This window comes from Bacillus sp. FSL K6-2841 (genome assembly GCF_037976435.1).
In the GTDB taxonomy this organism is placed as follows: Bacteria; Bacillota; Bacilli; order Bacillales; family Bacillaceae; genus Bacillus; species Bacillus pumilus.
On record NZ_CP150266.1, the window covers coordinates 3,513,869 to 3,540,366 of the forward strand.

23 protein-coding genes are annotated in these 26,498 nt (G+C 41.9%); 11 read left to right on the forward strand and 12 right to left on the reverse strand.

Annotated elements, in window-relative coordinates; genetic code table 11:
• Positions 1-309: 309 nt before the first annotated feature.
• Positions 310-1,647: an amino acid permease gene (locus tag MHH68_RS18020; RefSeq protein WP_169056027.1), complete on the forward strand. Its 1,338-nt coding sequence runs from the start codon at positions 310-312 to the stop codon at positions 1,645-1,647.
• 31 nt (positions 1,648-1,678) lie between these two features.
• Here the strand turns inward: MHH68_RS18020 and MHH68_RS18025 are convergent, their stop codons facing one another.
• The 8 genes from MHH68_RS18025 to MHH68_RS18060 form a co-directional block, all read right to left on the reverse strand.
• On the reverse strand, positions 1,679-2,785 hold the full coding sequence (locus MHH68_RS18025; RefSeq protein ID WP_339164524.1) for a DNA alkylation repair protein: 1,107 nt from the start codon (positions 2,783-2,785) through the stop codon (positions 1,679-1,681).
• A 90-nt stretch (positions 2,786-2,875) separates the two neighbouring features.
• Positions 2,876-4,204 (reverse strand): GntP family permease, encoded by a 1,329-nt coding sequence (locus MHH68_RS18030; RefSeq protein ID WP_339164526.1) that lies wholly within the window; start codon positions 4,202-4,204, stop codon positions 2,876-2,878.
• 24 nt (positions 4,205-4,228) lie between these two features.
• A complete protein-coding gene (gntK, locus tag MHH68_RS18035; RefSeq protein WP_061410054.1) occupies positions 4,229-5,773 on the reverse strand; it encodes a gluconokinase in 1,545 nt (514 codons plus the stop codon).
• A 184-nt stretch (positions 5,774-5,957) separates the two neighbouring features.
• Complete coding sequence (locus MHH68_RS18040) at positions 5,958-6,815, reverse strand: MurR/RpiR family transcriptional regulator (protein WP_061410056.1); 858 nt, start codon at positions 6,813-6,815, stop codon at positions 5,958-5,960.
• 92 nt (positions 6,816-6,907) lie between these two features.
• Positions 6,908-7,843: a nucleoside hydrolase gene (locus MHH68_RS18045; RefSeq protein ID WP_339164529.1), complete on the reverse strand. Its 936-nt coding sequence runs from the start codon at positions 7,841-7,843 to the stop codon at positions 6,908-6,910.
• A gap of 98 nt (positions 7,844-7,941) precedes the next feature.
• Positions 7,942-8,427 carry a DUF1433 domain-containing protein gene (locus MHH68_RS18050; protein WP_339164530.1) on the reverse strand — a complete coding sequence of 162 codons (486 nt, stop codon included), beginning with the start codon at positions 8,425-8,427 and terminating at the stop codon, positions 7,942-7,944.
• Between the two features lie 97 nt (positions 8,428-8,524).
• Entirely contained in the window at positions 8,525-8,968 is a 444-nt protein-coding gene (locus MHH68_RS18055) for a DUF1433 domain-containing protein (protein WP_339164532.1), read from the reverse strand.
• A 91-nt stretch (positions 8,969-9,059) separates the two neighbouring features.
• Positions 9,060-9,557 (reverse strand): DUF1433 domain-containing protein, encoded by a 498-nt coding sequence (locus MHH68_RS18060; RefSeq protein ID WP_169056032.1) that lies wholly within the window; start codon positions 9,555-9,557, stop codon positions 9,060-9,062.
• A gap of 123 nt (positions 9,558-9,680) precedes the next feature.
• Between MHH68_RS18060 and MHH68_RS18065 the strand changes: the two genes are divergently transcribed.
• The 3 genes from MHH68_RS18065 to MHH68_RS18075 all read left to right on the forward strand — a co-directional run bounded on the left by MHH68_RS18065 (position 9,681) and on the right by MHH68_RS18075 (position 13,353).
• Complete coding sequence (locus MHH68_RS18065; RefSeq protein WP_339164535.1) at positions 9,681-11,171, forward strand: lipase; 1,491 nt, start codon at positions 9,681-9,683, stop codon at positions 11,169-11,171.
• 12 nt (positions 11,172-11,183) lie between these two features.
• Complete coding sequence (locus MHH68_RS18070) at positions 11,184-11,594, forward strand: hypothetical protein (RefSeq protein ID WP_339164537.1); 411 nt, start codon at positions 11,184-11,186, stop codon at positions 11,592-11,594.
• Between the two features lie 82 nt (positions 11,595-11,676).
• A complete protein-coding gene (locus tag MHH68_RS18075) occupies positions 11,677-13,353 on the forward strand; it encodes a hypothetical protein (RefSeq protein WP_268497323.1) in 1,677 nt (558 codons plus the stop codon).
• 14 nt (positions 13,354-13,367) lie between these two features.
• On the opposite strand, the gene MHH68_RS18080 is transcribed toward MHH68_RS18075, so the two are convergent.
• Positions 13,368-14,267: a LysR family transcriptional regulator gene (locus MHH68_RS18080; protein WP_268497322.1), complete on the reverse strand. Its 900-nt coding sequence runs from the start codon at positions 14,265-14,267 to the stop codon at positions 13,368-13,370.
• Between the two features lie 172 nt (positions 14,268-14,439).
• On the opposite strand from MHH68_RS18080, the gene MHH68_RS18085 reads away from it, so the two are divergent.
• From MHH68_RS18085 to MHH68_RS18115, 7 genes are all read left to right on the forward strand, one after another.
• Positions 14,440-15,435, forward strand: a complete 996-nt coding sequence (locus tag MHH68_RS18085) for a LacI family DNA-binding transcriptional regulator (RefSeq protein ID WP_058013278.1) — start codon at positions 14,440-14,442, stop codon at positions 15,433-15,435.
• A gap of 172 nt (positions 15,436-15,607) precedes the next feature.
• Entirely contained in the window at positions 15,608-16,873 is a 1,266-nt protein-coding gene (locus tag MHH68_RS18090) for an extracellular solute-binding protein (protein WP_058013277.1), read from the forward strand.
• Positions 16,874-16,984: 111 nt separating this feature from the next.
• Positions 16,985-18,256, forward strand: a complete 1,272-nt coding sequence (locus MHH68_RS18095) for an ABC transporter permease subunit (RefSeq protein WP_339165821.1) — start codon at positions 16,985-16,987, stop codon at positions 18,254-18,256.
• A gap of 1 nt (position 18,257) precedes the next feature.
• A complete protein-coding gene (locus MHH68_RS18100) occupies positions 18,258-19,100 on the forward strand; it encodes a sugar ABC transporter permease (protein WP_012011808.1) in 843 nt (280 codons plus the stop codon).
• An 11-nt stretch (positions 19,101-19,111) separates the two neighbouring features.
• Positions 19,112-20,320, forward strand: coding sequence for a glycosyl hydrolase 53 family protein (locus MHH68_RS18105; protein ID WP_061410068.1), 1,209 nt, complete (start codon positions 19,112-19,114; stop codon positions 20,318-20,320).
• 23 nt (positions 20,321-20,343) lie between these two features.
• On the forward strand, positions 20,344-22,410 hold the full coding sequence (locus MHH68_RS18110; protein WP_339164542.1) for a beta-galactosidase: 2,067 nt from the start codon (positions 20,344-20,346) through the stop codon (positions 22,408-22,410).
• Positions 22,411-22,705: 295 nt separating this feature from the next.
• The gene (locus MHH68_RS18115; RefSeq protein ID WP_058013273.1) at positions 22,706-24,034 is read left to right on the forward strand and encodes a citrate:proton symporter; all 1,329 of its coding nucleotides are present in this window, start codon (positions 22,706-22,708) and stop codon (positions 24,032-24,034) included.
• Positions 24,035-24,075: 41 nt separating this feature from the next.
• Here MHH68_RS18115 and MHH68_RS18120 read toward each other — a convergent pair whose 3' ends face one another.
• Genes MHH68_RS18120 through MHH68_RS18130 form a run of 3 tightly spaced genes read right to left on the reverse strand, consistent with a single transcriptional unit; the run spans position 24,076 to position 26,412 of the window.
• Positions 24,076-24,504, reverse strand: coding sequence for a DUF4064 domain-containing protein (locus MHH68_RS18120; RefSeq protein WP_253621993.1), 429 nt, complete (start codon positions 24,502-24,504; stop codon positions 24,076-24,078).
• Positions 24,505-24,532: 28 nt separating this feature from the next.
• A complete protein-coding gene (locus tag MHH68_RS18125) occupies positions 24,533-25,486 on the reverse strand; it encodes an ABC transporter permease (RefSeq protein WP_144461448.1) in 954 nt (317 codons plus the stop codon).
• On the reverse strand, positions 25,483-26,412 hold the full coding sequence (locus MHH68_RS18130; protein ID WP_268497317.1) for an ABC transporter ATP-binding protein: 930 nt from the start codon (positions 26,410-26,412) through the stop codon (positions 25,483-25,485). Before MHH68_RS18130 ends, MHH68_RS18125 begins: the two co-directional genes overlap by 4 nt.
• Between the last annotated feature and the right edge of the window lie 86 nt (positions 26,413-26,498).

A 26,498-nucleotide genomic window follows, 5' to 3' on the forward strand; every position in this document is an offset into this window, starting at 1 on the left:
ACTCCTTTCATTCCTTCATACTTTTTTGAAATATTTTACAGTTATAAACAATTCTTTATTAGGACTTTAGTAATACAAAAGATATATCGACAAAAACTGAAAATTGTTTATGTCAGAATGAAGGCAAATGTTCATTTTTTCACGAAGTTTCAGATTATGGGGGTGGGTCATGAATGATTCTATGGAAAAAAACGGCTCATTTGATAGAATCAACCGCCTTTTTTGTCTGAAAAATCTCTTTTTTATATTGACACTGACGTCCCGAAAAAAGAAAATGGAACATAAGCATTTTTAAAAAAGGAGAACGTTATGAGCGCGAATCAGGAACAACAAGAATTAAAAAAGCTTTTATCACCGCGTCACATTCGCATGATTGCATTGGGCGGGGTCATTGGTACAGGAATCTTTAAAGGAAGTGCCGATACAATCGGTTTAGCAGGTCCTGGGGTCATCTTTTCCTATGTATTTGCTGGATTATTATTGCTCATCGTAATGGCAGCCTTAGCTGAAATGGCGATTGTCTATCCGGGAAATAACCTTCGCGACCTGATACAGATTGCGCTTGGTCAACGTTTTTCATTTGTTGTCGGCTGGGTTTACTGTTTCATGTGGCTCACTGTGTGTGTCATCGAGATTATTGCGGCAGGCAGCCTGCTTCAATACTGGTTACCGAACGTGCCGCTATGGTCACTTTGTTTACTCTGTTCTCTCTTAGTCATCGGAATTAACTTAAATAATGTAAAATACTTTGGTGAAATTGAGTTTTGGTTCGCTGGAATGAAGATTTTCGTTATTATTGTGTTTATTATTCTTGGTGCAGCTCTATTATTTGGGATCATTCCGAACGAACAAAGCACATCGGCACTCACCAACTATCAAAACTTCGTCCCGAACGGATGGGGGGCGATCTTTGCATCTTTATTAGTTGTTATTTTCTCTTATGGAGGCTCTGAATTGATTGGGCTAACCATTACAGAAACAAAGGATGCCGAAAAGGTCTTACCTGGTGTTGTTAAAAGTATGATGTGGCGTATTATCTTATTTTACACTTTGCCGATTTTGATCATCTGCGGACTCATTCCTTGGAATCAAATTGATCCAAATAACAGTCCATTTGTTCAAGTCTTTTCAGCAGCCGGTATGCAAGGTGCTTCTCACTTCATTAATTTTGTATTGATTACAGCCGTTCTATCAGCTGCCAATTCTGGCATTTATGGAACAACGAGAATGATGCATTCTCTCTCTAAATCAGATGGCGGTCCGAAAAAACTGGCACAGGTCAACAAAAGAGGCGTACCCATTTTGAGTTTATGGGTGACCGTTCTGTTTCTTCTCATCGGAACATTCTTTGCTTACTTATATCCAGAGCAAATTTTCAGTTATATGCTGGCTATTCCTGGTTTTGCTGTTTCACTCATTTGGATTAGCATTTGCCTGGCACATCTGAAACTTCGCCCGAAATATCCACAGGAGCCGTATTTCAAAGTGTGGCTGTTTCCGTATTTGACATTATTTGCAGGTCTTGTGTTAAGTGTGAGTTTTGTGATGTTTCTATTCAGACAAGAAAACTTGCCTAGCTCGATTATCAGCATCGGTTTCTTAATCGCAGCCATCATCGCTTCATTCTTAATGAAAAAGAAGGCTTAAACACTAAAACCCGCCATTGAGGCGGGTTTTTTCATAAACTGCTGTCTTTTGTCACTTCAAAATCAACAGACGCTTTCGGTATGCCGTTGATGATGATTGTTAATGTATGAGTCCCCTCATAATGTTTTCTCGTCGTCATATTTTGAAAAGACTGTGACCTGACGAATTCTCTATGTAACGTTGCGTCTGTTTCAAACTCTGTGATTTTAAATACCTTCTGATTGCGGGTACCCCGAGCTTTGACGTAGTCTATGGCATACTCTACACGCAGCTTTAGCGGCTTTTCAGCTTGTAGGGTAAAATGAAATGTCATTTTCTCTCCGATTCGAATAGGATCTTGTACAATCTTCAAATCCGTTACCTGAACGGATGGATCGTCCCCATAGCCAAACAACGCCATAATAGCTGGATCTCCTTTTTTGAGTAAGGTACGAGATGCATGTTTGACAATCCAGTTCGTATGTTTGTTAGTTCCATACCAGCTTTGAACCGTCTGCTTCATCAGATCTGGCTGAATTGCAGAGATATCATTTAAATGATTCGCTACACTTTTTTGCACATACCGCGATGGGTCAGCATTCAAGTTTTCCAAAATGGGCAGCGTGACCGAAGGATTCTTTTTAAGTGAAGGGACAGATAAGCCCCATGGCAGACGCGGTCTGCAGCCTTCACTAGCCAGCCTCCGCAAATGTTCATCATGATCCTGAGACCATATGAGCATTTGCGCCAGCATTTTGTCCTGATCTTGAATCAGAAATGGCCGAACGGCAAATTCAGAAGTGGAAAAGGGTGTGAAGAATTCGAGCGCTTTGATCGAGAGGTCCCAGTATGCAAGGCCGTACGTCTCGACGTAGTCTGGAAATACGAGCGCACTAAGCCCTGAAAAATGCGGGGCTGCCTGACGCAGTACCTCAATTGCCTTCTCATAGTTTTGAGGCAGACAGGCGTGCATCGATTCAGTGACTCGTCGCATCCGCCCTTTTAATTCAAGCTGCTGCCAATCCTCTTGAAATACGAGCCGCTTGAATGGCTCAGCATCAAATCCAGACGAAGCCTGCGCAAGTTTCTCCGCTAATTCTTGGATAAATAATTCATTGTACACATGTTTTAATGGTTCGATCGTGTCCGCCTCCCACATCTCAATATCATTATTTTACCCCAATCTGAAGAAAGTGGTATCACATCACACAAAAACAGCCCGACTCATATGAATCAGACTGCTTGTTCGCTATATAAACATATTAATAATCATAATAAATGCAATGGCACTAACGGAAATGATCGTCTCCATAGCCGTCCATGTCAAAAACGTCTCTTTAATGGTCATACCAAAATACTCCTTGATCAGCCAAAAACCAGAATCATTGACGTGAGATAAAATTAACGAACCCGCTCCTGTTGCTAACACAAGCAGCTCCCTGCTCACATCCGGCATAGTTGCAGCAATTGGTGCTACAATACCTGCTGCCGTCATCATGGATACCGTCGCAGATCCTGTTGCCACACGAATCACTGCAGCAATCAGCCAGCTAAGCAAAATCGGTGAAATCGGCGAGTGTTTGGCTAAATCTGCAATATAATCACCAACACCCGAATCAATGAGCACATTGTTGAAAGCTCCGCCTGCTCCAATAACAAGCAAAATGGAAGCGATCGGACCTAAGCACTCATTACTAAAGGAAAGCACCCGGTCACGGCTCATTCCTTGCATAAAGCCAAGACTGAAGAAAGAATAAACCGTTGCAATCAGCAATGCTGTTATCGGATCTCCGATGTACTTGAATACCTGAAACCACATATTGCCCTCTGGTAAGATAATGTCCGCCAATGTGGCAAGAAGCATCAGAATCACCGGCACCAATATGGTAAACATCGTATTCACAAAGCCGGGGAGTCTTCGATCTTCATTGCGTTCAGTGAATTGCTTTCTCAGCATCTCCGGAACGGGTTTATGTATACGTTTTCCAATCCACTTACCATATAGCGGTCCAGCAATAATCGCTGTCGGCAATCCCACAATAATAGAGAAGAAAATGGTTTTCCCCACGTTGGCATGATAGATGCCAACGGCTGCCATTGCCGCTGGATGAGGCGGGACTAGCCCATGCACGACAGACAGGCCAGCGATTAACGAGATCCCAATGGTCACGAGCGAGATGCCTGTTTCAATGGCAATTGTAAAAAGTAAAGGAATGAGAAGAACGAAACCGACCTGGAAAAAGACAGGTATCCCCACGATAAAAGCAACAAACATCATTGCCCAATGCACATTTTTCGTCCCAAACCGCCCGATTAGAGTTTGCGCTATTCGCTCTGCTCCCCCTGATTCAGCCATCATTTTCCCAAGCATGGTACCAAGCGCTAGAACAATAGCCAGCAATGATAACGTATTGCCTAATCCCGTTTTAATCGATTGAATGATTTCCTGCAAATCCATCCCCGTCGCAAAGCCTACTAGCATCGAAGTAATAATTAAGCTCACAAACGGATTCAACTTAGCGACTGTAATGAGAATGAGTAAAAGGACAATCGCCGCAATCACAATGAATAAAAGCATGTTCTCCCACCTTTTCCCTGATGTTTAACGATTTTGTTTTAATTGCAGCGCACTAATGACATCAAATTCATCCTTCAGTTTGTCGTAGAGGCGCTCATATAAATAAAACAACTCTATGTAAGTTTCATTGTTTTTCATATTAGGTTCATGACGAGCAGAGATTCGAATCCACTCTTGAACCTCTTCTATCTCTTCCATATGACCTAAACTATGTAGTGCAAGGACAGCAGCCCCCAGTGCTGACGCCTCGTAGCTTTCTGGAACAAGCACTTCTCTACCCATCGTATCCGCTAAAATTTGCCGCCACAGCGGAGATCGTGCAAATCCGCCCGAAGCTCTGACATCTTTTGCTGAACCGGTTAAATCTCTTAAGGCAACACCGATCGAGAAAACACTCATAATGACGCCTTCTAACACAGCTCTAATAAAATGCTCTCGCTTATGCTGAAGACCAATTCCAAAGAAGGTGCCTCTCGCATTTGGATTCCAATAAGGTGCACGCTCACCTGATAAAAATGGCAGAAACAGCAAACCCTCAGAACCAGCTGGAACCTTTTCCGCGATATCCATCATCAGATCGTAAGGGTCCACCCCTAGACGCTTTGCTACCTCCACCTCTGATGACCCGAATTCATCCTTCAGCCATCTCAGCATGATCCCGCCATTATTGGTCGGTCCTCCTACAACCCAATGCTTATCTGTCAGGGCATAGCAGAACGTTCTTGATTGCTCATCTGTAATTGGTTTGTCTACAACCGTACGGACTGCACCGCTTGTCCCAATCGTCACAGCTACCTCTCCTTGACCAATCGCGCCCACACCTAAATTCGCTAGAACGCCATCATTCGCACCAATGACAAATGGTGTATCTTCTTTAATGCCCATACGCAGTGCAATCTCTGGCTGAAGTCCTCTCAGTTGATATGTCGTTGGGACAAGTTCGGATAGTTGACTGGCTTCAATTCCAGCAATACGAAGCGCCTTCTCATCCCATTGAAGCGTTTCCAAATGAAACATGCCCGTTGCTGAAGCGATTGAATAATCGACGACATACTGACCGAAGAAATGATAAAGAATATATTCTTTGATCGAGATAAATTTTGCTGCCTTCTTAAAGACATGTGGTGCCATTTCTTTCATCCAACGTATTTTTGAAAGCGGTGACATTGGATGAATCGGAGTACCTGTCCTTTTATAAATGTGGAAGCCATCCATATCTGATTTAATTCGTTTCGCTTGTTCTGCACTTCTGTTATCTGCCCAAATGATACTGTTCGTTAGCGTCTTTCCATCCTGATCCATCACAATTAAGGAATGCATCGCTGTACTGATCCCGATGCCTATAAGATTTTCTTCATCAAATGCTGCTTCCGTCAATGCACCTCTTACACTCGCAATGACGGCTTCTAATATCTTCTCAGGGTCCTGCTCAACCCATGCTGGCTGGGGCTGAATGAGCTCGTAAGGAACTGAATGCTTCGATAATACCTTCCCCTGAGGTCCAAACAGAACCGCCTTTGTACTTGTTGTTCCTATATCCAAACCAATTACCGCCTGGTTCCCCTTCATCTGTATCACGCCCAATCATTGATTTGAAGTCACATATGTAGTTTTTGAATGCCTGCTAAATCCCATTATAAAAATAATTTTTTCGACATTCAACGACCGAAAAGAAAATTATTTTCAATAAAAAGCTCACAATCGTTACCACATCAGCATTTTTCATTATCAGAAAAATTTATTTTTGGAATAACTACACCCTTTTTTGTGAAATGGTTTCTCGCATTTGTTTTAAATTCGTTATTGTTTCCTGCTGCCTTAAATGAGCAAGTGCAAAATATAGAACGTCAATGACCGTCAGCTGAGCAAGTCTTGCGGACATTGCTTCTGTTCGAAAAGCCGTTTCTTGCGTTGCTGTATACAACGTGACATCTGCAAGCTGGCTCAATGGAGAGCGCTGATAGCTTGTAATGCCAATGGTTTTGGCTCCTTTTTCCTTTGCAGTTTTCATCGCATCAAGCAAATCTTTATTACGTCCAGAATGAGAAATACCGATCACTGTACTGTGCCGGTCAAGAAGACCAGCAGACATCGCTTGAAAGTGAGAATCTGTGTGAACAATACAGTTGATGCCTGTCCTCATAAATTTATGAAAAGCGTCAGTCGCAATGAGGCCAGACCCACCACTCCCATAAAACTCTAAGCGTTTTGCTTCATGAATGATTTGGATAGCCTTTTCTACATCCCCTGGATTCAATAATTGAAAGCTATCCTTTAATGCAGATATATTCGTCTGAAAAACCTTTTGCATAAAAACAGCCATATCATCATCAAGACTCATTTCTTCATCTACATAATTAGGCTTTGTTTGGTCTATTTCCTGGGCAATAGCAATCTTCAAATCTTGAAAGCCCTCAAATCCAAGCCTTTTACAAAGGCGAAAAATCGTTGCCTCTGAGCTTGCGGTCTTTTTCGCAAGTTCCACGATAGACAAATGGATGATGTCGCGGGGCTCACTCGTAATATGCTCTGCAATTGCTTTCAGCTTTGGCGGCAACCCTCTGCTTGCTGCTCGTATTTTTTCAATACTACTTAAACTAACAGAAGCCAATTGACTTCACTCCTCCCTTATTCATGTGAACGCATACATTTCCTCATGTTCCCATCTTATAAAAAAGAAGCCTGTTTGCACAGACTTCTTTTTTAAGCGCTCATTGTTTTGATCAATAAATCAAAGAATGCGTCAGCATCTACATCCGTACACACTTGAACGTTTCGTTCTTTCTCCCATTGATGCTGAAAATCACAGATCATCTGTCCATCACAAAGCTCACTCTTCGTCTCGACATCCACATGAAAGGCCTGTGTGCTCACGAGCTGCTTGTCAATGGCAAGACTGACAGCAAGCGGATCATGCATGGCACACGCCCACACACCATTCCGCTCAAAATAGCGCTGACGGTAAATGCTTGTGCTCTCTCTAATATAATGGGCTACTGTTTCATTCTGAATCGCATCGATTCTTTCATCCGTAAGCAAGACCTGTCTCGTGACATCTAATCCCACTTGAGTTAATGTAGGGAACCCTGCATTCAGCACTAACTTTGCCGCTTCTGGGTCTGCATATGTATTAAATTCCGCAACCGGCGTGACATTCCCCTGTCCTTCAACGACACCACCCATAAAAATGACTTCTTTCACGTGATGAATCAGCTCAGGACACTTTTTCACTGCAAGGGCTAAATTCGTTAAAGGTCCTGTCAACACAAGCGTAACCTGCTTCGAATACTGCATCACCCGGTCGATGATAAAATCAGGCGCAAAACCAGCATCTGCTTTTTTCATAGGCTGAGCATCCTTTAAAGCACCGCCAATCCCATCCTCTCCGTGAACCAGATGTTCATAATGGGGCGCTCTTAAAAGAGGCGTTGCTGCACCTTTGATGACAGGAATATCATCTGTCTCAACCAGCTCAAGCACTTTACACGTATTCAATGTAGCCGCATCGACAGACACATTCCCACACACCGTTGTAATCCCCAACATATCAAACCGATTACTTTTCACTGCCAGCAATATCCCGATGGCATCATCTATTCCAGTGTCTACGTCCAAGATCAATTTCTTTTTATTTGCCATGGTTGAAATCTCTCCCTTATTTGAAAGTGTTGTTAGGGGAATGATAGCATATGCCTTTTTCAACGATTGGGAGATAATCAGAAGTTGAACACTTGTAATTACTCTTTTTCTCCGATGTCTTTGAGATACTGTTCGCGTTCTTTTTCAGAGAGTCTTTTAAGATAGTTTTCCTTTATTTCAGGCTCATCTTTATATTTATCCCAGTCTTTAAATCGATAAGACAACTCTGGAGAATAGCTCATTGAACCAATTTCCTTAGATTTATGCATTAATGATGCTGAGAAATAAAATTTTTCAGGCTCATCATTTATATAACCATCAACTGTTACATATCCCATTGGACTTATGACTACCTTTTTTTTGAATGTTATTTTCTCTATAAAATGATGGATATCTTTATTTTGTAATCGTTCTTCTATTTTGGATTTCATCTTCTCTGCATAATCTTCTGCTTTTTCTTGATCGCTTTTCTCTTGCACCGCATCATTCGATTGACTTTGCTTATTGTGCTGAACGATTAATGAAGTTACTGAGAAAAAGATGATCCCAATCAATACAGATACAAGTTTTATTGTATTTTTCATATCTAGCACTTCCACCTTTTTATGAATGAAACATAAAAAAGGCACGTAAATACCTGTTTTACTCTTTTTCTCCAATGTCTTTCAGATACTGTTCGCGTTACTTCTTGGTGAAACATTTAAGGTAATTTTCTTTTATTTCCGGCTCATCTTTATATTCTTCCCAATCTATGAAGCGGTCGGATAAATCAGAGTCAAAACTCATTGAACCTATTTTTTTAGCTCTATATTGTAAAGAAGCTGAGAATCCGTACTTCTCCGGTTCATCATTTATATATCCATCAATCGTAATATCTCCCATAGGGTTGATGTTCACGTCTTTTTCAAATGTTATGGTTTTAATAAATTGATGAATGTCTCTTTTATGTAAATGCTCTTCTATCTTAGGCTTCATCTTCTCTGCGAGTTCTTCTGCCTTTTCTTCATCGCTCTTCTCTTCCACTACATCATCTGACAGACTCTGATTCATGTACTCTACAACAAACGCAGTTACTGAGATGATAACGACCACAATTAATATAGAAAATTTCATTGTATTTCTCATAAAAAATAAAAACTCCTTAATGAACCTTTAATCAATCTACCAATGAAATTGACACAAATAAAAACAGGTAGGTGAGTACCTGCTTCCTGCTCTACTCTTTTTCTCCAATATCCTTAAGATACTGTTCGCGTTCTTTTTCGGAAAGGCTATTTAGAAAATCTTCTTTCACTTGCGGATCAAAATCATCCCAATTCTCGAAACGGTCTGATAGGTCAGGATCATAGCTCATCGAATCTACTTTGTCAGATTCGTATCTTAATAATGCTTCAAAACCAAATCTCTCAGGGTCATCATTGATATATCCTCTAATCATGATATGTCCCATCGGATTGATCGTGACTTGATTTTTAAACGTAATCTTTTTTATGAATCCGTGAATATCTGACTCACGTAAATCCTCTTCTACTTTTGGCTTCATTTTCTTTGCATACTCTTCTGCCTTTTCTTGGTCGCTTTTCTCTTTTTGTTGCATACTGTTATTCCCTCCAGCATCATGGGATTGGTCTCGCTTATGTTGGATAATTAAAACGGCTGACATAATAATGATAATAAGGATAAAAACAAACAAAAAAATTTTGAGGTATTTCATGTTATAATATCCACCTTTTCAACTTCAAATGTACCTCTAATCATAGTTAAATATTTTTACTTAAAATAGATATTTATCCCATAGTATATTATAATTTACATCATTGTTAATATTATTATAGGAGTGACTACTTTGTCTAAGTTAAGACCATATGCACTAACAGATGAGGATTATAATTTGATCTCTTCTAGATCTTATAGTATAGAAAGCTATAAAAAATCTAAGGCAATAAAAATTAGCAACGGTAGAAAAATGTATGTCGTTGATTATAAAGAAACAAAAAAAGGTCTAAATGCACTAACCCTTGTCTCAAGAGAAGATTATCGAATTTCTAACAAAGGAAAAGACCTCACCAAAATCAAAAACGCAGTCATCGCCTACCGCGGGTCAGAACCGATTGGCGCTGGCCAATATAAAGATACCATTAAAAAACATGGAAAAAAAGAGTCAGATGATCTTCTTTCTACCATTTTGACGAAGCTGCCTCCTTTTCGTCAGTCACAGACGTCAAAGGAAGTCACGACGAAGGTGGCGACAGGGACAACGACCTATACAAATGAGATTGTGCAAGATTGGCTGATATCAGATACAAAGTATTTGATTAAAAATATTCCCTTTGAACACGGCGCAGAGAATCAAATGGTGCAGGCGGACAGGTATGCGAAAGAAATACATAAGAAAATGCCAAATGCCAAGATGTATGTGACAGGGCATTCACTTGGCGGGTCGAATGCGTCCTATGTCCTTGTCAAAAATGATTTTATTAAAGGCGGGGTCACCTTTGAGAATCCGAATATTTACCCCAATCTATCGGATGGCCTCCAAGCCAAAGCATTAAAAGGTGATTACCGTAGTAGATTAACAGAATATATCAATCTCAATGACGGGCTTTCTCTTTTAAATCGACATACGACAGAAATCGGACGTGTGAAAGTGATGTATGATGCCGCTTTACCTGAAGGCGTCGATTACTCCGAAGACCCCTCCAAAGCCGTCCAATTTATGAAAAATCTCCTTAATCGGGCAATGAGCGTTAATCCTTCATTGGATGCAAATTTGTTTCTTGAAGCCCTTGCTGGCAGCCATGGCTTAAATCGGTATGCCTTTTCATCAGATGGCTCTGTTGAAACCATTGATGACATGTTGAGAAAAAACCCTTCTCTCACTGCCGCCATGTTACATCAATTGAGTCAGTCGAATGTTCATCCGCAAAGTGTGGTGGCAATTTTAATCAAGTCCCATGTTCTCATGAACACAGGTCGTAAATTCTCGACATATGCCGAGCACCATATGCAGCAAATTATCCGCAAAATCGAGAAACTCGATGACAAAGTGGATCAATCTGTGGAACAGGTACGCTCGAGATACAAACAGATTGTTGGCTTTGGTTCCTATGATCAGCTGACGGCTTCTGATGTGGATGCCGTGATTCGTCATTTAAAAACGGAGGGACTTGAGAATGAGTTCTATTCCGTCAAAGAGTATGATACAGCGATTGATAGCGCGATGAATATAAAAAGGTGGCTGGACTCAATATCAGATGATATGAGCCAGCTAGGGAAAGAATACCATGATGCAGATACAGCCCTAGCAAAGAATATGGGCATTTCATAAGGAGAACGAGGAATGGAATTTTCAAAGAAACAACCAACAGATGCAGACCGTTTTTTGCAACGAATGACAGATACGCATACATCAAGCTCCATCTTTTCTCAAACAAACTTTCGCACTGAAGACATGACACCAGCAGAGCTGGCTGCTTTGAAAGCAAAGATCAAAGAAGAGCAGAAAACAGCGCTAAGCAGAGCCATCCGGCATCAGCTGCAACATGAATTTGCAGAAGACCGCCAAGAAGCGGGGAAAATTTTAGATCTAATTGATGAACTTCAGAACAAAGTGTATAAACATCAAAAGCGTATTCATACGCATATGTCAGGACAAGCCATTGACGCTTTAACAGAGAAAATCGAGCAAAGACTCAAGTTTTACGAACTGAAAGAAGATGTTCAATCCGCCATCGACTCGATTGGCATTTAGATGAACCTTCCGTTCGATGAATCTTTTCCCCGTCTCACTCGTATATACTAAAAGAGTAATTGATTTGAAAGGAGATCTGTTTGTGGGATATATTTTGTTATTTTCGGTTGTGATCGGTCTTGTCTTGACCCTCTTGCTCACACCGCTCAGATTAATCGTTAGAAAGAAAGGGACAGAACAGCAGGTTCCGCTTATGTGGATTGCAGGCCTTGCTTTACTGTTTATGGTCGGAATTTTTGTATTCTATTACATCACCAATTTGGATCGCAATCCTTCATCCCTCTGGTTGATTGGACTTGTTGTGACAGCAGCAGGCGCCTTTTTATCAGTTGGATTGGAGCGTAAGATCAAAGGCGTGCTGTTTCTTATTCTCTTACTGCTCGGTGTTTATATGGCGACAGCTTTTCTATTCAATGCGAATGAGAAATTTGATGTCTCCAAAATGGAACAAAAGGTAGAAATCAAAGCGTTTGATGAGACGGAAACACCTGCAAGTGTACCGCCTCAATTTGCTCGGAACAAAATGAAGAAATCGTTCGGACAGGTTCCGAACACAAGCTACTATGAGCTTGGCAGTCTGCAAATCCAGAAGGTCAACGGTGAGTATGTATACATCGCCCCAGTGGAATTCTCGGATTTCTTTAAATGGATTCGTTCAGGGAGTACGCCGGGTTACTTTACATTAAGTGCGACCGACTCATCTGCCAATCCAAAGTTTGTGAAAACAGAGATGGTCTACACACCTTCCTCTTATTTCAACAAAGAAATTGAGCGGCATATCCGCCTTCAATACCCTGATTTGATTTTCTACGGCGACACACAGCTGGAAATCAATGATGATGGAAAGCCTTATTACATTCGTACGTATGGCGATTTTATCTCTGCCCGAAACGGCTTTAAAGCTTCCGGCGTGGTCGTTGTTGATGCCAAAACAGGTGCAACGAAGAAATATTCGCTAGATCAAGTACCTGCTTTTATTGATGGCGCTGTTTCACCAGAGGCCGTTAGTCTGCAAAACAGCTATTTCGGAAACTATATTCACGGGTTCTGGAACAGCATGTTTGGAAAATCAGATGTGAAGCTGCCTTCAGATGAAGGAACAGAAGCCAATGTGAGTCCAGTATTTGATTCAAAAGGAGATATGTACTACTTCACAGATTTCACAAGTCCGAAAGAGGGCGTTGATTCGATGCTTGGATATGCCCTGACAAATGCCCGAACAGGAAAAGCGACTTATTATACCGGTAATCTTGAAGCGTCCTATATGGATTCTCAAGGCGCTCTGCAAATTATCGAGAAACGTTTCATCGAGAAGAAATGGAAAGGCCGCATGCCGATTCTGTATAATTTCTATGGAGAAGCCAGTTGGCTCACGCCGGTTCTCGATTCAAATGGATTCCTGCAAAACTACTTTATCGTGTCGGCAGCCAATCCAGAAATCGCTGCGTACGCTTCTACACCAAACGAAGCACTGAGAGCCTATAAGACAGCTCTGCAAAAAGGCGGCGGTACCGTTAACAGTTCCTCTAAGCAGGAAAAGAAAGAAACTACAGGGAAAGTCAAACGAGTGTATAAAGAAAAGACCGGTGATTATACAACCGTCACCTTCCTGCTAGACGATGGAAAAAGCTACACCATGTCATCTGAAAAAGAACCTCTCGTCATTTATTTAAAAGAAGGCGATCAGGTCGCCATGAAATACACAGATACAGGTGAAATCTTCCTTCCAGTTGATGAAATCACCATTAAAGGGTTATAAAAAAGATGCTTCTCCTACCGAGGAGAAGCATCTTTTTTCTCTTTCCTTAACAATTCAACAAGCAATTCCTTATTTTTATTTCCCCCTGTCATAGGTGACTCGACATAGGAGAATTTTCGTTTGAAATCCATTCCTCTCACAGAAAGGACAGCCAATTCCCCCCCAATGCTGCCTCGCTGGAGGACATATTTAGATAAAACAGAAAGCCCCATTCCATGAATTACAGCCTCTTTAATCGCTTGATTGCTGCTAAATGTTACAAATGTCCGGGCTTTCAGTCCATTTGATTTCAGGACGTGCTGTAAGTATTCTCCGGTACCTGATCCCTCTTCTCTCGTGATCCATGTTTCGTTTTGCAATTGATCAATCGTGACATCCTTTTTCTTAGCAAAGGGGTGATCTAATGGTGCGACGATATAAAGCTCGTCTTCTAGAAAAGTTTCTACTGTCAATTCTTTGTCATTCGTCTGTCCTTCAATCAAACCGATGTCGACATGGAATAAGCGGACATGACTGGCAATCGCCTCTGTGTTATCAATGACCACCTCAATGTCCACATGCGGATAGAGCTGATGAAACTCTGCCAATATTTGCGGCAGCACATACTCTCCAATGGTAAAACTCGCCCCGATTGTCAGCTTCCCTCTTGCCAGATGATGATGTTCATAAATATCCTGCTTCGCCTGTTCATATAAACGAATGATTTGTTTTGATCGATGGTACAGCATATCCCCAGTTGGTGTAACAGTTAGTTGCTTTGGCGAACGATTGAGCAGAACGGTCTGGAATTCCTGCTCCAAGTTCTTAATATGAAGACTGACACTCGGCTGAGAAATCCGCAGCTTTTGGGCTGCCTTTGTAAAGTTTTTCTCTTCCACAACTGTCACAAATGTCTTCAGTGCATCGTAATACATCGGTCCCTCTCCTATCAGAAATCTTAATCCAAAACCTTTCTTATATATATCTTACTAATTCCTTCCCAGTGCGTAAAGAAGCGCTTTACTGAAAACAATTTAATAAAAATATTTACTAATTTTTTTAAAGACTCTATACTAGAAGGAGATATTTTCTATAGGAGGTGCTGATTTGGCAGCTAAAATAAAGGACATTGCTGAAAAAGCCGGATTATCCATTGCGACTGTATCTCGCGTACTGAACCAAGATCCCAACCTATCTGTCACGGATCAAACACGCGAGAAAGTATACGCCGCCGCTGAAGCTTTGTCCTATCAAAAGAAGACATTCAAACATTCATTAAAAAAAATCGCCTTTCTCTATTGGATGACAGAAAAGGAAGAGCTTGAAGATATTTATTTTAAATCCATCCGTCTGGGCATTGAGGAACTTACGAATACTCGTAGTTTAAATGTCACCGCTTACAAACCATCTGACGGGCTTCACTCCATTGATCCTTCTACAGAAGGGATCATTGCCATCGGCCGATTTAAAAAGTCAGAGCTTGACCAATTATATGCGATCACCCAGCATATCGTTTTTATTGATACGTCACCAGATGAAGACCGTTTTGATTCTGTAAAGCCAAACCTGAAACGCATTGTTGAAAAGATCATCGATTCTTTTATTGAAAAAGAACATACATCCATTGGATTTGTTGGCGGCACAGACCTTGATCTGAATACGAATATGCATATTCCAGATATTCGTGAAACGACTTTCCGTGAATATATGATGGCTCACAATGTCCTTGATGAGCGATTGGTCTATGTCGGTCACCATTTCTCAGTGGATGAAGGTTACGCGCTGATGATGAAGGCGATTGATGAGCTTGGAGATGACTTGCCATCCGCATTTTGTGTCGCTAGTGATCCTCTTGCCATCGGCTGCTTACAAGCATTAAACGAGCGCGGATTTTCTCTGCCGAACCGCGTGAGCGTCTTTAGTATCAACGATATTCATGTGTCTCAATATGTATCACCACCGCTCACCACGTATCATATCCACACATCTTTGCTTTGTGAAACAGCAGTCGATTTACTGTTAGAAAGACTTGTAGACGGCAGAACATTACCGAAAACTGTGCTGATTGCCTCAGAGCCTGTCTTTCGAAAAAGTACAATCTAAACAACTGGAAGCCCCGTCCAATCTGGAGGGCTTCTTTTCTCTCTATATGAGTAAAAAATTTTACTTAATAAATTTAATAAAACATGTTTACTTTTTTTACTTAAGTTGATATTCTCACATTAAGAAAGCGTTTTCTTATTATCTATGAAAAAAGAACGAGAGGGGATTACGAATGAAAAAGGGAAAATGGGCGACATTATCAGCAGTCGTTGGGACTGCTGTGCTTCTGCTTTCAGCTTGCGGACCGGGAGATGACAATTCTAGCGGAACACAGCCAGCATCTACAGGTACAAAGACCTTGCTAGTGTGGGAGGATGTCAAAAAATCTGATGGGATTCAAGACGCTGTAAAAGAATTCGAAAAACAACATGATGTGAAAATCAAAGTGGTCGAAAAAGCTTATGCCGACCAAATTGAAGCTCTCCGCCTAGATGGAGCAGCTGGGACAGGTCCAGATGTCATCACGATGCCTCACGATCAAATTGGATCAGCTGTCACTGAAGGGCTATTACAGGAAATGAAGCCCGATCAAAAAGTGATGAACTCCTTCACAGACGAATCCATTCAATCACAAACGGTAAACGGCAAGCTGTATGGTCTTCCTAAATCCGTTGAAACGACAGTGCTTTTCTATAATAAAGATCTTGTCAAAAAGGCACCAACGACACTTGATGGCTGGTATGATCTTTCGAAAAAGCTGACAAAAGACGGAAAGTACGGTTTTGTTGCGAAATGGGATGAAATTTACTACGCACAAAGTGTTTTAGGCGGATCTGGGGGTTATATTTTCAAGCAGAAAAGCGATGGCTCTTATGATGTCAATGACATTGGTCTGAACAATGATGGCGCCATCCAAGGCGGAGAATACATTCAAAAATTCTTTAGCGAAGGACTTTTCCCGAAAGGCATCATTGGTGAACAAGGAATCAACGTCCTCAACTCCTTATTCACAGAGAAAAAAGCGGCTGCTGTCATTTCTGGTCCATGGTCATTTGGTCCATTTAAAGAGGCGGGTATTGACTATGGCGTGGCCGAGCTGCCAACACTCCCTAACGGAAAACATATGAGCTCATTCTTAGGTGTGAAGAGCTACAACGTCTCCTCTTATTCTAAAAATAAAGAACTAGCTGAGAAATTTGTTGAATTTATCACGAATGAAAAAAATTCGAAGAAGCGCTTTGAATTGACAGAGGAAATTCCACCAGTGAAAAAACTGATGAAAGATCCAATCATTACGGAAAACGCGAATGCGGATGCTGTTTCAAAACAAACGAAATACGCCACACTGACACCGAACAATCCTGAAATGGCAGAGGTGTGGAAGCCGATTGACAGTGCATTAGGTCTCATTGCAACTGGTCGTACAGATGTGAAAAAGGCATTTGATGATGCGGTCAATCAAATCGACTCTCAAATTAAAGCAAATCACTCCAAATAACATCAAATGCGGGTAGTCGGTAGTCTATCAAACTGCCCGTAGTTGATCTAATTTCATATGAAGTAGGTGTTAGACGTGACGGGTAACCTTGAACTAGACCGCACACACACAATGGAATCAAAGACACACCGGAGACGGGCGCTAATGTTCTCCTTTATACCCGGGATGGGGCAGATATACAACAAACAGTACGGCAAAGGGGCACTCTTTTTCCTGTTCGGCGTCGCTTTTTTGATTGTATTTTATGATTTATTCAATATTGGCTTCTGGGGACTGTTCACACTGGGGACGATGCTGCCTCGTGACAACTCTGTTTTTCTTTTAGCAAAGGGGATTATTGCGCTGTTAACAGCTGGTTTTGGTATCGGCTTTTATGTACTCATGATGCGTGATGCTTTTATGAATGGAAAGAAACGGGATCAAGGGGTACCACTTCATTCCATCCGTGCTCAATATCATCAGCTCATCGATCAAGGCTTTCCTTACTTAATGAGCACTCCTGCTTTCTTTTTACTTCTATTTTCTGTTGTCTTTCCTATTATGTTCAGCTTTGCGCTTGCCTTTACGAACTATGATTTATACCACTCGCCTCCTGCCAATCTGATCGACTGGGTAGGAATCAAGAACTTTCAAAATATCTTTTCCATTGATATTTGGAGAGACACCTTCATTGATGTACTTGGCTGGACCGTCGTATGGACTTTGGCTGCATCGACCCTTCAATGTGCCCTCGGCATCTTTTTAGCGGTTCTGCTCAATCAGAAGGATTTAAAGGGAAAACGGTTTTTCAGAACCATTTTGATTCTTCCTTGGGCTGTTCCAGGCTTTGTGACCATTTTGGTGTTTGCTGGACTGTTCAATGATACATTCGGGGCCATTAACAATACACTTTTTGCATCGATAGGGATTGATCCAAAACCATGGCTGACAGATCCATTTTGGAGCAAAATCGCCCTCATTGCGATGCAGACTTGGCTTGGATTTCCTTTCGTTTTCATTATGACAACAGGCGTTTTGCAGGCAATTCCCGAGGATTTATATGAGGCTGCGACCATTGATGGAGCCAATTTTTTTCAGAAATTCCGGTCCATCACGTTACCGCTTGTTCTCTATTCCATTGCCCCCATCCTCATCACACAATATACGTTTAACTTTAACAACTTTAATATCATCTACTTATTTAATGGCGGAGGACCGCCTGTTGCGGGGTCAACCGCTGGAGGAACGGACATCTTGGTATCTTGGATTTATAAACTCACAATGCGGTCCTCTCAATATGCACTCGCTGCGGCTGTCACGATTTTACTTTCAATCTTTGTCATCGCCATTGCACTCTGGCAGTTTAAGAGAACGAATTCATTCAAAGAGGAGGACATGATGTGATATGGGATCAAAACAAAACAAGCTCATTCGCCTGAGCATTACTTATTTTATCCTTTTCATTGCCTCCATTTGTATTCTATATCCACTGCTTTGGACAATCGGTGCTTCCTTTAATCCTGGAAACAGCCTCATGAGCACAAGTATGTTTCCGAAGAATCCAACGTTCAGTCACTTTACCGAGCTCTTCTTTGGCCAAGGCGCACTTTATGCAAAATGGTATTGGAACTCCATGAAGATCAGTATTGCCACAATGTTGTTAACGCTGATTCTTGTTAGTTTTACAGGCTATGCCTTTTCTAGATTCCGTTTCAAAGGACGGAAAAATGGGCTGATGCTCTTTTTGCTGCTGCAAATGATTCCTCAATTTTCAGCGCTGATTGCGATTTTCGTTTTGGCTCAAATGCTTGGACTGATTAACAGCCATCTTGCACTGATTTTGATTTATGCAGGCGGACAAATTCCGATGAATACGTATTTAATGAAAGGCTATCTTGATGCGATTCCGAAAGATCTTGATGAATCGGCCAGAATGGACGGCGCAGGGCATTTCCGAATTTTCATCCAAATTATTATGCCGCTTGCTAAACCCATTTTGGCGGTTGTCGCCATCAACTCATTTACAGGACCACTGGGTGATTTCATCATCTCCAGTGTCATTGTCCGCTCACCCGAAATGTATACACTCCCGATCGGTCTGTACAATCTAGTGTCAGACAAAATGGGGGCCAGCTACACGACCTTTGCAGCCGGGGCTTTACTCATTGCGATTCCAGTCGCTTTATTGTTCCTTGTGTTACAAAAACAATTTGTGTCCGGCCTCACACAAGGTGGGACAAAAGGATAAGGGGAGATTTGATGAAGAAATGGATGCTTGTGACGGTTATCGTTTTCTTTTTGATGGGGTTAGGGATTTTACCTGAAGCAAAAGCGGATGCCATTTCCGTTCAGCCGATCAATGGACTGCAAGGTGATTTCATTAAAGGAGCCGATATCTCCATGCTTGCGGAGGTGGAGAGAAGCGGGGGCAGATACTTCGACCAGAACGGAACACAGGTGGACCCGCTCAAGCTATTAAAGGAAAAAGGCGTCAACTATGTGCGCATTAGACTGTGGAACCATCCATACGACAACCAAGGTCGTGCCTATAATGGCGGGACAAATGATCTTAATACAGCCATCGCTTTATCGAAACGCGCAAAAGCACAAAATATGAAAGTACTGCTTGATTTTCATTACAGTGATTTCTGGACCGATCCTGGTAAACAGTTCAAACCGAAAGCATGGGCATCTCTTTCACAAAACGATTTGGTAAAAGCGGTTGGCACTTACACTGGGGATGTACTCAAAACGATGAGAGCCCAAAATGCACTGCCGAACATGGTACAGGTTGGAAACGAATTGAACTCAGGTATGCTCTGGCCGAACGGCAAAAGCTGGGGTGAAGGCGGGGGTGAATTTGACCGGCTTGCTGCTTTGCTAAAAGCGGGAACAAATGCGGTTCGCTCTGTCGATTCAAACATGAAAGTCATGCTTCACCTTGCCCATGGCGGGGACAACGGGGCCTCCCGCTGGTGGTTTGATGAAATCACCAAAAGAGGCGTCTCATTCGATACGATCGGTTTATCTTACTACCCGTATTGGGACGGGGGATTTAGCGGTCTTACTAACAATATGAATGACATTAGCGCCCGCTATCACAAAGACGTCATCGTGGTAGAAACCGCCTATGGCTTCACAACAGCAAATGGCGACAACCTAGAAAACTCATTTAACCAAGATTCAGTCAATACTGCTGGCTACCCAGCTTCACCTCAAGGCCAGGCATCTTTTATACGAGATCTATCAGAAAAAATTTCACAAGTGAAAAACAATCGCGGGAAAGGGTTCTTTTATTGGGAGCCGCTTTGGATTCCAGCGAAAGGTGCCCCGTGGTCAAGTCAATATGGGCTGGCTTATATCCAAACAACCGGTACAGTCGGAAATGCTTGGGAAAATCAAGCGATGTTTGATTTCAACGGAAAAGCACTGCCTTCTCTAGACGTATTTAAACAAATGACACCGTAATTAAAAGGATAGGACGTGACAAAATGGGAAAGCGTTACCCACTCGTTCACCCAAATGTGAAAGGCTTTTTGCATGGTGGCGATTATAATCCAGATCAATGGCTTCATATGCCAGAAATCATTGACGAAGATTTTCGATTAATGAAGCTTGCACATTGTCAAACATTCTCCATCAACATTTTCGCATGGAGTAAGCTAGAGCCAAAAGAAGGTCAGTATGATTTTGCATGGCTGGATGACATCATGGACCGCTTGGCAGCTCAGGGGGCACACGCCATTCTTGCAACACCAAGCGGAGCTAGGCCTGCTTGGCTGTCACAAGCATATCCTGAGGTATTGCGCGTCGAAGCGAACCGTCAGCGTAATTTACATGGACTGCGCCATAATCATTGCTTCACCTCACCAGTTTATCGAGAAAAAACGAATACGCTCAATCGTTTGCTCGCTGAACGCTACAAGGATCACCCAGCACTGATCATGTGGCACATTTCGAATGAGTACGGCGGCGAATGTCATTGTGATCTCTGTCAGGAAGCATTTCGAGGCTATTTGAAAGACAAGTACAATCATGACCTTGAAGCTTTAAACCAAGCATGGTGGACGGGGTTTTGGAGCCACACGTATAGTGATTGGTCACAAATCGAATCACCTGCACCGCACGGGGAGCACATGATTCACGGAATGAACCTAGACTGGAAACGCTTTGTCACAGCGCAAACGATCAATTTTTATCAAAATGAAATTGAACCGCTGCGGGAATTGACGCCTCACATCCCAGTGACCACCAACTTTATGGGCGACTACCCGCATATGCGCCCATTTCTCGGACTGGATTATCATGAATTTGCAAAAGAGGTTGACGTGATTTCATGGGATAGTTATCCAGCATGGCATAGCGGCAGAGAAACAACCGCTGAATTAGCGTCAAACGTAGCCTTCGTTCACGACTTATATCGTTCATTAAAGGACGGTCAGCCATTTCTCGTGATGGAGAGTACACCTAGCCTTGTGAACTGGCATGAAGTGAATAAGGTCAAACACAAAGGCATGGCACACCTTTCTGCCATACAGGCGATTGCCCACGGATCAGACTCTGTGCTTTACTTCCAGTGGCGCCAAGGACGAGGTGCCTCCGAGAAATTCCATGGCGCCGTAGTCGATCATTCTGGACATGAACATACGCGCGTGTTTCAAGAAGTCGCTGATCTAGGGAAACAGCTGGAGCAGCTGCAGCCCATCGCAGGGACATCCGTTCAACCAGAAGTCGCCATCATATACGATTGGGAAAACCACTGGGCCATTGATGATGCGCAAGGCTTAAATAATACAAACAAACGCTATGTAGAGGCTTGTCAAACTCATTATCGAAGCTTTTGGAAAAAAGGCGTCCCTGTTGACATTGTCGGCATGGAAAAGGATTTCTCATCCTATCGTGTGCTCATTGGTCCAATGCTCTACATGATCAAACCAGGCGTTGCAGAAAAAATTGAAGCCTTTGTTAAAGCGGGCGGCATTTTTATCGCAACCTATTGGAGCGGTATGGTCGACGAAAATGACCTCTGTTTCCTCGGCGGTTTCCCGGGTCCTCTCCGCCATGTACTTGGCATTTGGGCGGAAGAAATCAACACATTGATGCCAGATGAACACGTATTAATGACCACAGGAAATGGACGCACCTACCATGTCGGGCAATATTGCGAATCCATCCATCCTGAAACGGCCTCTGTGTTAGGACATTTTGAGAATGGCTGCTACGAAGGACAGCCAGCCCTGACTGTCCATCCTTTTGGAGATGGAAAGGCATACTATATGGCTTCCGAAAATGAGCAGATTTTTTATGATGATTTTTACGAGGATCTCATCGCAGGAATGGAGATACAGCCCGTCCTATCAGCGGTGATTCCAGAGGGAGTCAGTGTCCAAAAACGAACAGATGGGTCGCAGGACTATGTGTTTATGATGAATTTTACGGAAAAACAGCAGCTCCTTTCACTAGATTCAGAAGAGAGCTATCAAAATATGCTGACAGGGCAACATGTGCCTCAAGAGCTTCACCTTGATCCTTACGAGTACATTATTATGAAAAAATAGATTGAAAGAGGCGTCTACTCATTGGACGCTTCTTTCATTTTAATAGATCTAAATACCTATATAAATTTATGTATTTTATATATAAACTTGAATCTTTATATTTTATCTAAATTTTTTGACATGTTTCATCCTGCGCCAATACTGGTTCGACCATCCTTTTTCACCATTTTATAGGTATGAAAGCGGTTGCCTAATACTCATATTTTTGATACCTTTTTTTCAATGCAGATATGGGACTGCATTGTCATAAAAAGAGCAAGAAAATGTAAACGGTTTATTGTAGGGGGAGGGACTTATGTTAACGTTTGTTGGATTGTTGATTATTTTAACGATTGTTGTATTGCTGATTTGGGGGAAAGCAAGTCCAATTGTTGCCATGGTCATGGTGCCTTTAATCGGGGCATTCATCGCAGGATTTGGGATTAATGACATTCAAACATTCTTTGAAGAAGGGATTATCAAAGTACTGCCAGTGGCGACCATGTTCATTTTCGCCATTTTATTTTTTGGCATTTTACAAGATACAGGGTTCTTTGAACCTGTAATAAAAACGCTGATTAAACTGACTAGGGGAAATGTAGTCACGGTTGCGATGGGGACAGCTCTAATAGGAGTCATCGCTCATTTAGACGGAGCAGGAGCGACTACATTTTTATTAACTGTCCCTGCACTGCTTCCACTTTATAAAAAATTACATATGAGTCCGTACTTATTGCTGCTTTTGATCGGGACGAGTGCCGGCTTAACGAATATGGTGCCGTGGGCTGGCCCCACAGGACGGGCAGCAAGTGTGTTGAACATGGACCCATCCGAACTTTGGGTGCCGCTCATCCCCATTCAGCTCATTGGGGTCGTTCTCGTATTAGGAATGGCATTTATTTTAGGAAAAAGAGAAGAAAAACGCATTCGCGTCAAAATCGCCGCAAATGAAATCGCTGCTGTTCAATTAGAAGGCGCAGATTGGGACCGGGCTATTCAATCCATTAGTGAGACAGGTGATGCTGCTTTAAAACGTTATCACTTAATTTGGGTGAATTTCATTCTGTTTATAGCCGTAGTTGTCCTTCTTGTGCTCAACGTGATTCCGGCTAGTTATATGTTTATGATTGGTCTTTCTCTCGCACTATTAATTAACTATCCGAAAGTGGATGTACAAATGGAGAGAATCAAGGCGCATGCACCTAGTGCACTCATGATGGCCGCTGTTATTTTCTCCGCAGGTTCGTTTCTAGGCATTCTCGAAGGAACGGGAATGCTAAAAGCTATCGCTGTGGACAGCATTCAAATTCTACCTGCTTTCCTGCTTCCATTTTTACATATCATTGTCGGGATGTTTGGGGTACCACTGGATATGCTGACAAGTACAGACGCTTATTATTATGCACTTCTGCCAATTGTCGAATCCATCACATCTGAGGTTGGTGTGACGGGCACTTCCGCGGCGTATGCCATGATGATCGGAAACATCATAGGAACCTTTGTCAGTCCTCTCGCTCCAGCCGTTTGGCTTGCAATCGGCCTTGCAGGAGTCGATATGGGGAAACATATTCGCTACTCTTTCTTCTGGATGTGGGGATTCAGTATTGTTCTACTGATCGTTGCCAAACTGATAGGCATTATTTAAATAAAAAAAGACATGCGCACAGCGACGCATGTCTTTTTTATTTATGAAGGATATTCACTTGTGTGAATGTCTGTATTCGGCTTTCTAATAAGAGACATTAATCCAATGATAAACAATAGAACCATTGGAGCGAATGCAAGACCGATTGTTCCAATTAAAAGAGTCACAGCAGACACCAAGAAAAGAACACCTGAAATCACGGCACGGCGGTCTGTTTTCAAAAGAATCACAGCGACAATCGACAGCACTGCTGCAATTCCAGAAACGACCATAAACTGCGTACCAAATGCATTGACTGAAGCTTGAAGCGTTTCTATCGGTAATGTTTCGCCTTCCTCTTGTAACACTTCATTAATTTCATTATAAAATGATGGACCTACCGAGAGGATTAAGGCTCCAAATCCAACACCAATGGCATTGAGGACAATACTAATAATCCCCATAATTTTTTCACCTTTACGACTAATCATGTGTAAACCTCCTAAAAATTTTTAAAATTTAACTGCCTGTTTTCACTTCTCGTTTTTGGAAGACAATTAAGGCAATGGCTAAGAAAATAGCCCAATAGATGACTAGGACGATTAGTGAGAATCCTAGAGACATACCTTCGATAACAGTAACCTGTTCCATAAAGTATTGGGATGGATCGTTTGCAAATAACAAATATTTTGACCAATCAAAGAAGAGCATTAAAATACCTGTAACTGATCCACCCACAATATAAGCTAACACACTAATGGCAATGGAGATGGCTTCACTTCTAAATACTGTAGAAATGGCAAACGAAAGGGTTCCCAAAACGACAAACATTGCACAATGAGCAAGATAATAATAGATCATATTTGCAAACTGCGAACGTTCAATCACTTCACCATTGTGATACACCAAATTCACATAATCAGTGCTAAGTCCAAAGAAAATAGCACCCAATATGAAGGACAAAATAAATAGAACCACAACAAGTAATAGAGCATACAGCTGTACTGTAATATATTTAGATATTAGGATCTTTAGCCTTGATGGTGGACGAATCAATAATAATTTTATTGTACCATGCTTGTATTCAGCCGACACAATAGTGGAAGCAATAATGATCACAAACACACCTACTAGCTGAAGTAAATTGGCGTTTGTTTTCACATAATCCCATACACTGTGGCTAAACTGATCAGCTGGCGGCAAGTTATGCTTGATTCGATAATCATTAATAGCGATCTCTTTTTCAAGGTTTCTTTTAAAAAAACCAGCCTCTGTCTCTTTGAGCTCTTTCTTGTTTTCCTTATTCATCATTTCTAGCTGGGTTTTCCAATCACCTGAAGCTTGATCTTTGTCATTTGTTTTCACTACAAAGATCAGTGTAGCAATCATCCCTAAAACAAGAAGTCCAACCATAATCCAAGTTCCAATACGATAACTGATCTTCATCCACTCGTTTTGAATGAGGCGAATCATACGTCTGCCTCCTTTTTACCTGTTAAGCTTAAGAACTTATCTTCTAAGGTTTGTTTTTCTATTTTGATTTCGTACAAATGAATGGACGCGCCGCTTAAATGACGAATCAATTCCGGCATTTTCTCTTCTGACAAGGAGAAGAATAAATACTGCTCCTCTTCTCGTACAGTCGTGCCCTCCTCAAATATACCAATGAGCTTCTGTGTTTCTTCCAGCTCACCAGATGCGACCTTCATTCGATAATTGACCAATTCGTCTTGATTCGTCTCTGCACGCTGATCCTCAATCGCAATCAGCTTTCCTTTTTGGATAATCGCAAAACGATCACACATCAATTCCATTTCTGACATGAGGTGACTTGAAACAATGACAGCAAGCCCTTCTTCCTTTGCCAGCCTTCTCAAGTAATCTCGTATCATACGAATTCCCTCTGGATCTAGTCCATTGGTCGGCTCATCTAATATCAACAGTTTCGGTCTATGTATAAGTGCTTGCGCAATGCCTAAACGCTGCTTCATTCCTAATGAAAATGTTCGGACACGCTTATGTTTCACGTGCTGTAAGCTGACTAGTTCTAGCAACTCATCAATTCGCCCTTCATCCACTTTCCCATTCATTCTGGCAAAGTGAACAAGATTTTGTCTGGCTGTTAAATGATTATACATTTCTGGGTTTTCAATAATGGCACCAACATCTTGGATGGCATGCTGATATGAAGATTGAATACTATGACCATTAATCAGAATGTCACCAGATGTAATTGGAGAAAGACCGACCATCATACGAATGGTTGTCGTTTTCCCTGCGCCGTTTGGTCCTAAGAAGCCAAAAACTTCGCCCGCTTGGACAGAAAAGCTCAAGTCTTGAACGATCTTTTTCCCGTGAATATGCCTAGATACATTATGCAGTTCTAAAACGTTCGTCACGTTACCTCTCCTTCTTTGTCTAAGTATCATCTATCATCTATTTCCAAATAAACACCATGATCCGTTAAAAATAGAAGAACACTTCC

What these genes read in the sequence shown, in the direction of transcription:
- MHH68_RS18055 (WP_339164532.1), bottom strand. Translation starts at nt 8,968, where the DNA reads ATGAGAAATACAATGAAATTTTCTATATTAATTGTGGTCGTTATCATC.
- MHH68_RS18070 (WP_339164537.1), top strand. Translation starts at nt 11,184, where the DNA reads ATGGAATTTTCAAAGAAACAACCAACAGATGCAGACCGTTTTTTGCAA.
- MHH68_RS18020 (WP_169056027.1), top strand. Translation starts at nt 310, where the DNA reads ATGAGCGCGAATCAGGAACAACAAGAATTAAAAAAGCTTTTATCACCG.
- MHH68_RS18095 (WP_339165821.1), top strand. Translation starts at nt 16,985, where the DNA reads ATGGAATCAAAGACACACCGGAGACGGGCGCTAATGTTCTCCTTTATA.
- MHH68_RS18115 (WP_058013273.1), top strand. Translation starts at nt 22,706, where the DNA reads ATGTTAACGTTTGTTGGATTGTTGATTATTTTAACGATTGTTGTATTG.
- MHH68_RS18120 (WP_253621993.1), bottom strand. Translation starts at nt 24,504, where the DNA reads ATGATTAGTCGTAAAGGTGAAAAAATTATGGGGATTATTAGTATTGTC.
- MHH68_RS18105 (WP_061410068.1), top strand. Translation starts at nt 19,112, where the DNA reads ATGAAGAAATGGATGCTTGTGACGGTTATCGTTTTCTTTTTGATGGGG.
- MHH68_RS18030 (WP_339164526.1), bottom strand. Translation starts at nt 4,204, where the DNA reads ATGCTTTTATTCATTGTGATTGCGGCGATTGTCCTTTTACTCATTCTC.
- MHH68_RS18125 (WP_144461448.1), bottom strand. Translation starts at nt 25,486, where the DNA reads ATGATTCGCCTCATTCAAAACGAGTGGATGAAGATCAGTTATCGTATT.
- MHH68_RS18045 (WP_339164529.1), bottom strand. Translation starts at nt 7,843, where the DNA reads ATGGCAAATAAAAAGAAATTGATCTTGGACGTAGACACTGGAATAGAT.
- MHH68_RS18060 (WP_169056032.1), bottom strand. Translation starts at nt 9,557, where the DNA reads ATGAAATACCTCAAAATTTTTTTGTTTGTTTTTATCCTTATTATCATT.
- MHH68_RS18025 (WP_339164524.1), bottom strand. Translation starts at nt 2,785, where the DNA reads ATGTGGGAGGCGGACACGATCGAACCATTAAAACATGTGTACAATGAA.
- MHH68_RS18080 (WP_268497322.1), bottom strand. Translation starts at nt 14,267, where the DNA reads ATGTATTACGATGCACTGAAGACATTTGTGACAGTTGTGGAAGAGAAA.
- MHH68_RS18110 (WP_339164542.1), top strand. Translation starts at nt 20,344, where the DNA reads ATGGGAAAGCGTTACCCACTCGTTCACCCAAATGTGAAAGGCTTTTTG.
- MHH68_RS18100 (WP_012011808.1), top strand. Translation starts at nt 18,258, where the DNA reads ATGGGATCAAAACAAAACAAGCTCATTCGCCTGAGCATTACTTATTTT.
- MHH68_RS18090 (WP_058013277.1), top strand. Translation starts at nt 15,608, where the DNA reads ATGAAAAAGGGAAAATGGGCGACATTATCAGCAGTCGTTGGGACTGCT.
- MHH68_RS18050 (WP_339164530.1), bottom strand. Translation starts at nt 8,427, where the DNA reads ATGAAAAATACAATAAAACTTGTATCTGTATTGATTGGGATCATCTTT.
- gntK (WP_061410054.1), bottom strand. Translation starts at nt 5,773, where the DNA reads ATGAAGGGGAACCAGGCGGTAATTGGTTTGGATATAGGAACAACAAGT.